The following is a 12,571-nucleotide window of genomic DNA, read 5'->3' on the forward strand; positions in this document are numbered from 1 at the left end:
TCCAGGCCGTGACTATACGCGCCGAGTCCGAAGCCGGATCGGTGCTTCAACGTACGCAGGCCCGTGCGAAACGGAATTTCTTCCGAGGCAAAGGCATCAGGCCGCTTTTGCCCTGGAATCATTGTTGTTTTCCACGACGAGCGCGCCAGCGAGTTCCAGGAAGAGCTTGGCGGGCAGCGGCGGCGCGAATACGTAGCCTTGGGCCGCGGTGACACCCTTTTCGCGCAACTTGTCGATCTGCTCCTCGCGCTCGACGCCCTCGGCCACGAGACCCATCCCGAGGGAATTCGCCAGTTCGACCAGCACGTCCACGATGGTCGAGGCGCCGAGGTCGGCGCCCATGGCGTCGATGAACATCTTGTCGATCTTGATGATATCGATGCCGAGCTGCTGAAGGTAGGCGAGGCCGCCATGGCCGGTGCCGGTGTCGTCGAGGGCGACCCGGCAACCGAGCGCGTGAAGCTCGGCGATGATGCGGCGGGCCTTCTCGATGTCGCGCAGCGGGTAGCGTTCCGTGACCTCGAAGACGAGCTGGTCGTAGGCGATCGGCCCGTCGGCATAGATGGCGACGATGTCGTCGATGACCTTACGGTCGTCGAAGTGGCCGGCGAACAGGTTGATCGAGAGCTTCAGGTCGCGCTTGCCCTGGTAGAGCGGACCGAGGTCGCTGACCGACTGGCGCATCAGCTGGCGGGTCATTTCGAAGACGTGGCCGGAGGTCTCGGCGTAGGGCATGAAGCGGCCGGGGGAGACCACCGTGCCGTCGGGCTTGATCCAGCGGGCCAGGAGTTCGCAGCCCTCGATCTGGCCGGACTCGATGTTCATGACCGGCTGGTAGTAGGGGACGAACTCGTGGTTCTTGAGGGCCAGGAAGATCTCGTCGTCGACCTGCTTCTCCGGCCGGCGGGTCAGGAGGGAGGTCAGGGCCGCCAGCACCAGACCGACCGCGATGGCGGCGATCGTCAGGGTCATGTCGAGAGCCTGCACGATCGAGAAGAAGCTCGAGGAGGCGGCGCGGACCACCACGTCGACGGGCAGGATGTCGGATCTCGCGCGTGAGACGATGACGGCCCCCGCGTCGCCCGCCTGCGTCCGGCCGAGCTTCAGCCAGACGCTGGTGTCGTTGAGGGTCACCTCGACGCTCCGCGTGTCGAGGGCGAAGCTCGGGCCCGGATCGATGTCGAGCGCGGAGTCGGCCAGTTCCGCCACGAGCCGCGCGCCCGAAAGGCTGCGCCAGCCGACGACGACGTTGGCGCCGGCGTTGCTCCCCTTCGGGATCGGCGTGACCACCATGGCGACCTGGCGCCCGTCCTCGTCGGCGTGGGGCAGGAGCGCACCGCGGCGCGCCGGGGGCGGCGGCTCCAGGCACATCGCGTAGCCGTTCTCGTCGACGAGGCCGAGGCGCCGGACGTGGTCGGCCCGGGAGACGGCCTCCGCGAAAGCGACGCGGTCGGCGTCCAGGCAGCCGTGATGGCCGCCGCCGTCGAGGTCGCGCAGGACCTGGATGGAGTCGGAGAGCACCCGCTCCGCCCGTGCGAGGTAGCGCGCCGCGATGGCCTCGACCTCGGTCCGGCCGATCGAGTCCGCGTGCGCCCGCAGGATGAGCTTGCCCAGCAGCAGCGGCGCCACGGCCACCACGAGGGCGACCGCATAGGGCAGGATCCCGGCGAGGGCGGACTTACGCAAGACGAACACCGCGAAGACGAGAGACGGATCTCGCGGGCATCCTGGACCAACAGGGTAAACGGGGCCTCAACGGTGGCAGGCATGCGGCCGCCCGGACGGGCTTCGCAAGACGGCGTGCGATGGACTAGGATCGCGGCGTCCGCCGAACCGGAGCCCGCATGACCGCCCGTCCGTCCCCCGCCGCTTCCGTTCCGCCGTCGCCGGCCGTTCCGCTCCGGGAGAGGCTGCAGGACGGCATCCTGCGCCTGACCCTCGCCGACCCGGCGCGCCGCAACGCCCTGTCGGAAGCCATGATGGCCGCCCTGCAGGCCGCGCTCGAGCGCGCCGCCGACGATCCGGCCATCCGGGTCGTCGTGATCGCGGCCGAGGGGCCCGCCTTCTCGGCGGGGCACGACCTCAAGGAGCTGACGGCCCGCCGTGCCGATCCGGACCGGGGCCGGGCCTATTTCGCCGACATCATGGGGCGTTGCGCGCGGCTGATGACGACCGTCGTGCGGCTGCCGAAGCCGGTGGTCGCGGAGGTCGCCGGGGTGGCGACCGCGGCCGGGTGCCAGCTCGTCGCCTCCTGCGACCTGGCGGTCGCGGCGGAGACGGCGCGCTTCTCCACGCCGGGCGTCCATATCGGGCTCTTCTGCTCGACCCCCATGGTGGCGCTGTCGCGGGCGGTCGGCAGGAAGCACGCGATGGAGATGCTGCTGACCGGCGAGATGGTGGACGCGGCCACCGCCTTCCGCTTCGGGCTCGTCAACCGGGTGGTGCCGGCGGCGGAGCTCGCGGCGGCGACCGACGCGCTCGCCGCCACGATCGCGGCCAAATCCCCCCTCACGTTGGCGATCGGCAAGAAGGCCTTCGCGGCGCAGGCCGAGAAGGGACTCGACGCAGCCTATGCGTACACGGCCTCGGTGATGGTGGAGAACATGCTGGCCCGCGACGCGGAGGAGGGCATCGGCGCCTTCCTGGAAAAGCGCGAGCCGCGCTGGGAGGGCCGATGACACTCGCCGCCTTTGCGACCAGCTGGCGCTTCACCCTGTCGGCCGGGATCCTGCTCGTCGTCGTCGCCCTCGCGGCGGGCGTCTTCTCCTCCGGCGCCGCGCCCGCCTGGATCTTCGTGGCGGGGGCGGTCCTGGTTCTCGCCGGGCTGGTCGCGATCGGGGTCGGCATGTGGCTCAGGGCACGCGACGCGATCGAGGACGTGCTCGACGGGGACGACGACCCCTCCGGCCCGACCGGGCCCAAGATCAGTCGATCGGACAAGCGATGAATCACGACGCCTACGACGACGCCTACATCCGTTCCATCCTCGACGGCGTGAAGTCCATTGCCATCGTGGGCGCCAGCAACAATAACGTGCGGCCGTCCTACTTCGTGCAGAAGTACCTGATCTCGAAGGGCTACGAGATCTGGCCGATCAATCCGGGCCTGGCCGGGCAGGAGATTCTCGGCCGCCCGGTGCACGGCTCGCTGCGCGAGCTGCCGGGCAAGGTCGACATGGTCGACATCTTCCGCGGGGCCGAGCACGCCGGGCCGATCGTGGAGGACGCCATTGCGCTCGGCGCGAAGGTGGTCTGGATGCAGCTCGGCGTGCGCAACGACGAGGCGGCGGCGCGCGCGGAAGCCGCCGGGCTGAAGGTCGTGATGAACCGCTGCCCGAAGATCGAGTACGGCCGGCTCTGCGGCGAGATCTCGTGGATCGGCGTGAATTCCCGCACGCTGTCGTCCAAGAGGCCGCAGCGCAGCCAGGGTTTCCAGCACCTGGGGCTGCGCTCGCCGGTGAAGCCGACCGTCTGAGGCCGGCCGCCAGAAATTCCCACTTTTCCATCTGTCTTTGCCGGGCTTGTCCCGACAATCCACTCCGGGGTGACGGAGCGCCCGTCATGGATGCCCGGGACAAGCCGGGCATGACAGAAACGCAGGCTGAGCCGGGGTCTGAGGCCGACTCCGAGTCAGCGGATCGAGGGACGCCGCTGGCCCCCGTCGACCTGGATGTCCGTGCCGTTGACCCAGCCGGCCCGCGGCGAGGCCACGAAGGCGATCACGTCGGCGAGCTCGGTGTCGGTGCCGAGGCGGCCCCAGGGGAAGTCCTCCCGTTCGAACTTGGCGAAGTCCTCCGGCCGTTCTGCCCGGATCCGCTCCCAGCCCCCGCCGGGGAAGAGCAGGGAGCCGGGGGAGACCGCGTTGACGCGGATCCGCTGCGGGCCGAGTTCCCAGGAGAGGTTCTTCGCCGCCATGATCAGCCCCGCCTTGGCGGCGGCATACTGGGCGCCGCGCGTCGAGGGCGCCCGGCCCGAGATCGACGCCACGAAGATCGCCGAGCCCTGGCCGCTCGCCTCCAGGTGGGGCACGGCGGCGCGTGTGGCCGCGATCGCGTGGCCGACGTTGAAGCGGAAGGTGGCGTCGAAGTCCTCGTCGGTGCTGAGCGCCAGGTCGCGCTCGCCGACGGACCCGCCGGCGTTGGCGACGAGCACGTCGAGGCCGCCGAAGCGCGCGGCGGTCTCATCGACGGCCCGGGCCGCCTCGGAGGGCCGGCCGAAGTCCGCCTGTATGGCGAGGACCTCGGCGCCAAGCGCCGTCAGTTCCGCGGCGGTGGCGGCGAGCCGCTCGGCCCCGCGCGCCGCGATGGCGATCCTCATGCCCTCGCGGGCGAAGACGTGGGCGGTGGCGCGGCCGATGCCGCGGCTGCCGCCGGTGACGAGGGCGACCCTGCCCGCGAGGCCGAGGTCCATGTCAGCCGGCCTTTCCGGCCAGCAGGCCCTTGGCGATCATGCAGTGGATGCCCTTCGACACGTTGACGGTCTGGGTGACCCGGAGGTCGGCGGCGAGGGAGCAGAGCGTATAGGCGTCCTCGCGGGAGAGGCCGCCCTTCTCGCCCATGAGCACGATCATGTCGCGCAGCGCCCGGATCGCGCACTGGTCGAGGTCCGGGTCCATGCCCATGGTGATGTGGTGGGTCGGGGTTTCGGCGCGCGGGTAGGCGAAGCGCAGGTCCTTGCGCAGGACGAACTCGAAGGTTCCCTGCAGGGCCGTCTCGATGGCGGTGACGTTGACCTCGCCGTCGCCCTGCGCGCCGTGGCCGTCGCCGCAGGAGAAGTTGCCGCCGGGGGTGAAGACCGGCAGGTAGAGGGTGGCGCCCTTCACGAGTTCCTTGTTGTCGAGGTTGCCGCCGTGGGCCCGCGGGATGATCGACGTGATGCGGCCCCAGGCGGGCGGCGCGGCGACGCCCATGACGCCGAAGAAGGGGGCGAGCGGCAGGTCGAGACCCCAGGGCAGCTTGCCGACCCAGGCGTCCCGGTCGAGCGGGATGTGCAGCAGGCGTGTCTCGTGGAAGTCGTCGATCAGCGTGCCGGCCAGCGGGCGGATGACGTTGTAGCCCCAGTCCTGACGGAGATCGACGTCGAGGATGCGGACCTCGAGCACGTCGCCCGGCTCGGCGCCGGCGACTGCGACGGGGCCGGTCAGGATGTGGCCGGGGAGCTGCTTGGGCGCGTGGGCGTGGACCTCGTGGATCTCCGGCGGGATGTGAAAACCCGACTTCGGCAGGATCTCGGGGGCGCCGGAGAGGCAGTCGATGGTGACCCGGTCGCCGCTCTCGACGGTGAGGACGGGCGGCAGCGCCGCGTCGAAGAAGCCCCAGTGGCAGGTCTCCGCGCTGGCTTTCAGGTGATGGTGGGCCAAGGCTCACTCCTTTCGGCGAGGTCGTCGGGTGTCAGTGCTCGGTCTCGGTCCGGGGCCTCGGACGGCCCGTGGAGGCGTTGCGGCGGACGGTGTAGATGGTGGCGCCGACCACGATCGAGGCGCCCAGGAAGGTGGAGACGGTCGGGACCTCCGCGAAGATCACGTAGCCGATGGCGGTCGCGATCAGGAGGCGGATGAAGTCGAGCGGCGCGAGCGCGGCCGCCTCGCCGACCTGGTAGGCGCGGGTGATGAGATACTGCCCGGCGGTGCCGACGAAGCCGATCAGCACGATGAGGCCCCATTCGCGGGGCGTCGGCGGCACCCACCAGAGGACCGTGGGCACCGCCAGGGCCGCGCAGATGATGAGGGCCTGATAGAGCAGGATCGTCGCCGTCTTCTCGGTCTGGGCGAGCAGGCGGACCGTGATGGTGATGCCGCAGCCGAACAGCGCGCCGATCACCGCCAGCAGGCCGTAGGGGTTGGAGAGGCCGTCGCCGGTCGGGCGCAGCATGATGAGGACGCCGACGAAGCCGACCAGCGTGGCGGCCCAGCGGCGCCAGCCGACCCGCTCCTTCAGGATGAAGACCGCCGCGACGGTGACGAACAGGACCTGGCTGAAGCCGAGCGCGGTCACGTCGGCGAGCGGCACGTGCAGCACGGCCGTGAAGCCGACCAGCATGGACATCAGCGAGAAGACGCCGCGGGTGACCTGCAGGCCGAGGTGCTTCGTGCTCAGCGCGGTGCGGATGTCGGAAGCGAAGAGCGGGATCAGCAGGACCGTCATGATCATCTGCCTGAGGAGCAGCGTCTGAGGCAGCGGGATGCGGGTGCCGATCGCCTTGATGGAGGCGGTCATCACGGCGAAGACGAAGAAGGCGGCGATCATCAGGACCGAGCCGCGCAGATTGTCGGGGGCGCGGCTCCACCAGAGCCTGCCGCGGGCGCGGGTCTCGGTCAGGCGGCCGCGCCAGGGGGTGGCGGGAGCGGGGGTCTCCCCGGCCCCGGACGTCGGCGCCGCGGGCGGCAGCGATGGTCCGGCGTGATCCGGCGAGGGGGGCGCAACGCGGCCGGGCGGGACCGGCGCCTTGCGCGCGGAAGCCGGCGAGGGGACGGGGGCCGTGGGCGGATCGGGGTCGGGGGCCGCCACGCCGGGTAGCGGCTCGATCAGCCCGGCGGCGCCGGCCGCCTCGCCGCCGCCGTCCGTGGAGGCGGGGACGTCGTGATCCGAAAGATGGCCGCGTTCCATCGGGCAGGGGGCTCCGTGCGCCCGGCGGGGCGGCAGGTTCGTCCGGTGCCGCCCTGCGCCCTTCGGCGCGCGACTTGCCGGCTGGTTCGGCGCGAAGTGTGCCGTCTGGCCGGCGCGCGCGCCAGCCGGTTTCGACCGCCGTCGCGCGCCGGGCTGGAGCGCGGAAGCCGCAGGGCTCCGCGTCGTCCAGGATGGCATGGTCCGCGAGGGTCACGCGGCCTCGGCCATCTCCATCTTCGGACGGATCGCCGTGAGCCCCGTGGCCGCCTCGTAGGCCTGGCCGATGCGGAGCACCGTCGGGTCCGCGAAGGGCTTGCCGACGATCTGCATGGAGAGCGGCAGTCCGGACTTCGAGAAGCCGGTCGGGATCGACATGGCCGGGTTGCCGGTCAGGTTGTAGGGAATGGTCTGGATCGGCCAGTTTGCGGGATGGCCCTTCGGCATCTCGTCGAAACGCGGCGCCGGGGCGAGCGCGGAGGCGGTGATCAGGGCGTCGTACGTGCCGAGGACCTCGCGGTTGAGGACGAGGGAGAGCTTGCGGCGGACCCGGAAGGCCTGGGTCAGATCGGACGCCTGGATGAAGCCGCCGAGGATCATGCGCATCTGGGTCAGAGCGCCGTAGTCGAGCGGACGGGTCTGCAGGTCCTTCTCGTGGATCGCATAGGCCTCGGAGAAGAGGATCAGCCGGCCGGCGGCGTTGAAGAGCTCGTAGTCGGGGAGCGTCACCTCCTCGACCTTGGCGCCGAGCTTCTCGAGCGTGCCCGCGGCCGCCTCGATGGCGGCGGCGGTTTCGGCCGAGAGACCGGCGGCCTCCTTCCAGAAGCAGCGCGGGAGCGCGATCCTCATGCCCTCGACGCCCTCGTTCAGCCCGCCCAGGAAGTCCGGGACGGGAAGGTCGGCCGAGGCGGGATCCTCCGGGTCGAAGCCGGCGATCGCCTGCATGGTGATGGCGCAGTCCTCGACCGACCAGGTAAGCGGGCCGGCGTGGTCGAGCGTGAAGGAGAGCGGGAAGATGCCGCGGCGCGAGACCAGGCCGTAGGTCGGCTTCAGGCCGACGGTGCCGCAATAGGCGGCGGGACCCCGGATGGAGCCGCCGGTGTCGGAGCCCATGGCGGTGCGGCAGAAGCCGGCCGCCACCGCGGCGCCGGAGCCCGACGAGGAGCCGCCGGTGATGTGGTCGGTGTTCCAGGGATTGCGGGCGGGCGGGAAGGGCAGGTCGAAGCTCGGGCCGCCGAAGGCGAACTCGTGGGTGGCGAGCTTGCCCAGGTGGACGGCGCCCGCCGCCTTGAATTTCGTCTCGACGACGCAGTCCTCGGCCGGCACGTTGTCGACGAGGAGCTTGGAATGGCAGGTCGAGCGAATGCCCGCCGTCATGTAGATGTCCTTCAGGGCGTAGGGGATGCCCTGCATGGGGCCCTTGTCGACCCCCTTGGCGAAGGCGGCGTCCGCGGCCGCGGCGTCGGCCATCGCACGCTCGCCGGTCACCGTGATGAAGCTCGCGATCGGCCCGTCGAGCGCCGCGATGCGCTTCAGGCTGGCCTCGGTCAGCGCCGTGGAGGTGAGGGCGCCGGAGCGGATCAGCTTGCCGGCCTCGGCGATGGAGAGTTCGTGGAGGGGTTTGCCGCTCATCTCAGGCGCTCCGGGTGATGTTGGCGAAGGTGTAGATGTTGGCCGGCTCGTCGGCGGCGGTGATCTCGACGGTGCGGAGCAGCGCGGCCATGCGCTTGACGTCCTGGTAGCCGGCGAGGATCGCCTCCCGGCGGTCGTGCTGGATGGCGACGCCGGCCTTGGCGGCGAGCACGTCGAGTTCGATGGCGAGGGTGTCGGCGTCGGACATGGGAGCCTCCGGAGGCGGGGACGACGCGCGAGGCCGGACGGCGCGCGCGTGGCGTTCAGGACAGGCGATCTGACGCATTTTTGTATCCAATGCCTGCATTGCCGACAACGTTTTGCAGCGCGGAAAGTTTAGGCGACGCTGTCCGCGGAGGACCGGCGGCAGGCTCGGGGTCTCAAGCTTCAAGTCACTGTTTTAACTAATTTAATTCGAGATTGAGCAAGCGTTGTGCGGTGTCGGTCGCGGCTTGCACAAAGAACCGCCATCGATCGCCGGAACGTCGGCTTCGACGGGCCTATTGTATAATGGCGGCGCGGTAATCCTTGTCCGTCCGTGCCGATCCCGCGCCGTTTCCGCCTGCGACCGGACGTAGCGGAAGCTCCGGCCGCAGGCCGGAAATTCATTATATGGCAAGGATTTGGAGGGGGGCGCCCGGCGGGCGGCCACGGCGCCCGCGGGCCGCCCGCCGCCGATTGCGCACAATCGCTCCCGGACTGGCATGGCGGTTGCAAACGGTTCCGTAGAAACGCGGTGTCCCTGACGGCGCCGCAGACCAGAACGGAGGCTTTCGACATGAAGACCAGGTGGGGCCGGCTGATGGCGGCGGGACTGGCGCTCGGGCTCGGTACGGCGGGCGCCGCCCTGCCGGGCCGCGCGGCGGAGACGACCCTGCGGGTCGCCATGACGGCCGGCGACATCCCCGACGTGACCGGCCAGCCCGACCAGGGCTTCGAGGGCTACCGCTTCGTCGGCTACTCGATCTACGACGCGCTGCTGAAGTGGGACCTGACGAAATCCGACGTGGAGGCGTCGCTGAAGCCCGGCCTCGCGACCAAGTGGTACGTCGACCCGGCCGACACGAAGCGCTGGATCTTCGAACTCCGGCCCGACGTGAAGTTCCACGACGGCTGCCCGTTCAACGCCGACACGGTGGTGTGGAACGTCCAGCGGCTGACGGACAACACGGTCCCGCAGTTCGTCGCCAAGCAATTCGCGGCGATGCGCACCCGGACGGTCAACATCGACCGGGCCGAGAAGATCGACGACCTCAAGGTCGCGATCGTGATGAAGGAGCCGGACTCGCTCTTCTACATCCAGATGAGCTTCTGGATGATGGTCTCCAAGTGCCAGTTCGAAAAGGCCGGCGGCGACAACGCCAAGTACGCCCTGATGCCGTCGGGGACGGGCCCCTACAAGTTCGACAAGTTCGTTCCGCGCGAGCGCCTCGAGCTCGTGAAGAACGCCGACTACTGGGACAAGCCGCGGATCCCGAAGCACGACCGGCTGGTGCTGATCCCGATGCCCGAGGCGACGACGCGCGCCGCCGCGCTGCTGGCGGGCCAGGTCGACTTCATCGAGGCGCCGTCACCCGACACCGTGCCGCGCCTGAAGCAGGCGGGCATGAACGTGCTCACCAACGCCTATCCGCACAACTGGGCCTACCAGCCCAACTTCGTCGACGGTCCGTTCAAGGACAAGCGCGTGCGGCAGGCCGCGAACTACGCGCTGAACCGGGCCGACATGAAGGAGATGCTCGGCGGCTTCATGATCGAGGGGTTCGCGACGGTGCCGCCGAACTCGGCCTGGTACGGCAATCCCAAGAAGTACGAGTACGACACCAAGAAGGCGACCGCGCTCCTCAAGGAGGCCGGCTGCTACCCCTGCGAGGTGACCTTCGCGATCTCGACCTCGGGGTCCGGGCAGATGCAGCCGCTGCCGATGAACGAACTCGTCAAGGCGCAACTCGAGGAGGCCGGCTTCAAGGTCAAGCTCGAGGTGATGGACTGGAACGCGCTGCTCGACGTCACCTTCAAGGGTCGCGAGAAGTTCCCGCAGTACCACGCCGTCAACGTCAGCCGCGCCACGCAGGATCCCTTCTCCGGCATCTTCCGCTTCGCCATGAAGAGCCAGAACGCACCGGCCGGCGGCAACTGGGGCTGGTACTACAACGCCGAGATCGAGGATCTGATCAAGAAGATCTACACGACCTTCGACGAAACCGAGCGCAACAAGATGATCATCAAAGTCCACGAGATCATGAACGAGGACGCGGCGATGATCTGGGTGGCGCACGACGTCAACCCGCGCGCCCTGTCGCCGAAGCTCAAGGGCTTCGTGCAGGCCCAGAGCTGGTTCCAGGACCTGACCCCGATCGTGGTCAACGACAAGACCAACTGAGCCCCCGCGGGCGCGCCCGGCTCGTCCCGGGCGCGCCTCCTGCCTTTTCCCCGCCCGGGAGAGCATGACCCATGTGGCTCTACGTCGCCCGCCGCATCCTATACGCCGTCCCGATCGCCCTCGGTGTGACGGTCTTCTGCTTCGCGCTCGTCTATCTCGCGCCCGGCAACCCACTGCAGCTCCTGCTGCCGCCCGACGCGTCGGCCGAGGTGGTCGAGCTCATCAAGAAGACCTACGGTTTCGACAAGCCGATCCCGGTCCAATACGCCACCTGGCTCGGGCGTGCGCTGACGGGCGACCTGGGGGTGTCGATCGCCACCAACCGGCCGGTCATCGGCGAGGTGCTGGGGGCGCTCTCCAATACGATCATCCTCTCGCTCTCCGCCGTGATGCTCGCCTTCAGCCTGGCGTTCACGCTCGGGGTGGTCGCCGCCTACTTCAACGGCCGATGGGTCGACCGCACGGTGACGGGCTTCTCGATCGTCGGCGTCAGCGTGCCGAACTACTGGCTCGGCATGGTGCTGATCATCGTCTTCGCGGTGAACATGAACTGGCTGCCCGCGACCGGCATGGGCACCAAGGGGTCGGAGAGCTTCAGCCTGTTCGACTGGGAGCAGCTCAAGCATGCGATCCTGCCGGTCGTCACCATGTCGATGATCCCGCTCGGCATCATCATGCGGACAACCCGGTCGGCGGTCGCCGAGGTGCTGAACCACGACTTCGTGCAGACGCTCCGGGCCAAGGGCCTGGGCGAGGGCGCGGTGGTCCGCCACGCGGTGCGCAACGCGCTGCCGAGCGTGCTCGCCGTCATGGGCCTGCAGTTCGGCTACCTGATGGGCGGCTCGATCCTGGTCGAGACGATCTTCACCTGGCCGGGCACCGGCTTCCTGCTCAACAAGGCGATCCTGACGCGGGACATCCCGGTCCTGCAGGGGACGATCCTGGTGCTCGCCCTCATCTTCGTCGCCACCAACCTGGTGGTGGACCTCGTCCAGACCGCCGTCGACCCGCGCATCAAGCGGGCCTGAGGAGGATCCCATGACCGACATCACCGCCGGATCCATCCCAGTCGCCAAGGCGGACGAGCCGCCTCCCGTCAAGGTGCGCGGCTACTGGCAGTCCGTCGCCTACCGGCTCCGCTACGACTACGTGACGCTGTTCTTCGGCTTCGTGATCCTCGTGATCGTGGCGTCGGCACTGCTCGCCCCCTGGATCGCGCCGCTTGACCCGCAGAAGACCTCGATGGTCTACCGGCTGAAGCCGATCGGCTTCAAGCAGTTCACCCTCGGCACCGACGAGCTCGGCCGCGACGTGCTCTCCCGCCTGCTCTGGGGCGGGCGGACGTCGCTCCTGATGGGGCTCGTGCCGGTCAGCCTGGCGGTGCTCGTCGGCGGCACGCTCGGGGTCCTCGCCGGCTTCATCGGCGGCAAGGTCAACATGCTGATCATGCGCACGATGGACATCTTCTACGCCTTCCCGTCGATCCTCTTGGCGGTCGCCATCTCGGGCGCCATGGGGGGCGGCATGTCGAACGGCATGCTGGCGCTGACGCTCGTCTTCATCCCGCCGCTCTGCCGCATCGCCGAGACGGCCACCACGCAGGTGCGCGGCCTCGACTTCGTGGAGGCCGCGCGGGCCTCCGGGGCGTCGACGCCCTCCATCATCGCCAACCACATCCTCGGCAACGTGCTGGCGCCGGTCTTCGTCTACGCCTCGGGCCTCGTCTCGGTGGCGATCCTGATCGCCTCGGGCCTCTCCTTCCTCGGCCTCGGGGTGGAGCCGCCGACGCCCGACTGGGGGCTGATGCTCTCGACGCTCCGGCAGGCCATCTACGTCAACCCCTGGGTCTGCGCGCTGCCCGGCGCGGCGATCTTCATCACCTCGCTCTCCTTCAACATGGTCTCGGACGGACTGCGCCAGGCCATGGACGTGAAGATGTGAGCCCGGAGGAGCCC

Annotated in this window: 12 protein-coding genes; 6 read left to right on the forward strand and 6 right to left on the reverse strand. The window is 69.4% G+C overall.

Annotated elements, in window-relative coordinates; translation table 11 throughout:
• Positions 1-96: 96 nt before the first annotated feature.
• Positions 97-1,686 carry an EAL domain-containing protein gene (locus tag WBG79_RS23675; RefSeq protein WP_337359708.1) on the reverse strand — a complete coding sequence of 530 codons (1,590 nt, stop codon included), beginning with the start codon at positions 1,684-1,686 and terminating at the stop codon, positions 97-99.
• 158 nt (positions 1,687-1,844) lie between these two features.
• Between WBG79_RS23675 and WBG79_RS23680 the strand changes: the two genes are divergently transcribed.
• Genes WBG79_RS23680 through WBG79_RS23690 form a run of 3 tightly spaced genes read left to right on the forward strand, consistent with a single transcriptional unit; the run spans position 1,845 to position 3,474 of the window.
• Positions 1,845-2,678, forward strand: a complete 834-nt coding sequence (locus WBG79_RS23680; RefSeq protein WP_337359709.1) for an enoyl-CoA hydratase — start codon at positions 1,845-1,847, stop codon at positions 2,676-2,678.
• Positions 2,675-2,947: a hypothetical protein gene (locus WBG79_RS23685; protein WP_337359710.1), complete on the forward strand. Its 273-nt coding sequence runs from the start codon at positions 2,675-2,677 to the stop codon at positions 2,945-2,947. Before WBG79_RS23680 ends, WBG79_RS23685 begins: the two co-directional genes overlap by 4 nt.
• Positions 2,944-3,474, forward strand: a complete 531-nt coding sequence (locus tag WBG79_RS23690; protein ID WP_337359711.1) for a CoA-binding protein — start codon at positions 2,944-2,946, stop codon at positions 3,472-3,474. Before WBG79_RS23685 ends, WBG79_RS23690 begins: the two co-directional genes overlap by 4 nt.
• A gap of 155 nt (positions 3,475-3,629) precedes the next feature.
• On the opposite strand, the gene WBG79_RS23695 is transcribed toward WBG79_RS23690, so the two are convergent.
• The 5 genes from WBG79_RS23695 to WBG79_RS23715 form a co-directional block, all read right to left on the reverse strand.
• Entirely contained in the window at positions 3,630-4,409 is a 780-nt protein-coding gene (locus WBG79_RS23695) for an SDR family NAD(P)-dependent oxidoreductase (protein WP_337359712.1), read from the reverse strand.
• Position 4,410: 1 nt separating this feature from the next.
• Positions 4,411-5,358 carry an acetamidase/formamidase family protein gene (locus tag WBG79_RS23700; protein ID WP_337359713.1) on the reverse strand — a complete coding sequence of 316 codons (948 nt, stop codon included), beginning with the start codon at positions 5,356-5,358 and terminating at the stop codon, positions 4,411-4,413.
• Positions 5,359-5,389: 31 nt separating this feature from the next.
• Entirely contained in the window at positions 5,390-6,604 is a 1,215-nt protein-coding gene (locus tag WBG79_RS23705) for a DMT family transporter (RefSeq protein WP_337359714.1), read from the reverse strand.
• A 210-nt stretch (positions 6,605-6,814) separates the two neighbouring features.
• Entirely contained in the window at positions 6,815-8,233 is a 1,419-nt protein-coding gene (locus WBG79_RS23710; RefSeq protein WP_337359715.1) for an amidase, read from the reverse strand.
• Between the two features lies 1 nt (position 8,234).
• Complete coding sequence (locus tag WBG79_RS23715) at positions 8,235-8,441, reverse strand: hypothetical protein (RefSeq protein ID WP_337359716.1); 207 nt, start codon at positions 8,439-8,441, stop codon at positions 8,235-8,237.
• Positions 8,442-9,011: 570 nt separating this feature from the next.
• On the opposite strand from WBG79_RS23715, the gene WBG79_RS23720 reads away from it, so the two are divergent.
• The 3 genes from WBG79_RS23720 to WBG79_RS23730 all read left to right on the forward strand — a co-directional run bounded on the left by WBG79_RS23720 (position 9,012) and on the right by WBG79_RS23730 (position 12,557).
• Positions 9,012-10,616: an ABC transporter substrate-binding protein gene (locus WBG79_RS23720; RefSeq protein ID WP_337359717.1), complete on the forward strand. Its 1,605-nt coding sequence runs from the start codon at positions 9,012-9,014 to the stop codon at positions 10,614-10,616.
• A 71-nt stretch (positions 10,617-10,687) separates the two neighbouring features.
• Entirely contained in the window at positions 10,688-11,644 is a 957-nt protein-coding gene (locus tag WBG79_RS23725) for an ABC transporter permease (RefSeq protein WP_337359718.1), read from the forward strand.
• A gap of 10 nt (positions 11,645-11,654) precedes the next feature.
• Complete coding sequence (locus WBG79_RS23730; protein WP_337359719.1) at positions 11,655-12,557, forward strand: ABC transporter permease; 903 nt, start codon at positions 11,655-11,657, stop codon at positions 12,555-12,557.
• Positions 12,558-12,571: the final 14 nt, after the last annotated feature.

It is taken from the genome of Prosthecomicrobium sp. N25, from assembly GCF_037203705.1.
Classification (GTDB): domain Bacteria; phylum Pseudomonadota; class Alphaproteobacteria; order Rhizobiales; family Ancalomicrobiaceae; genus Prosthecodimorpha.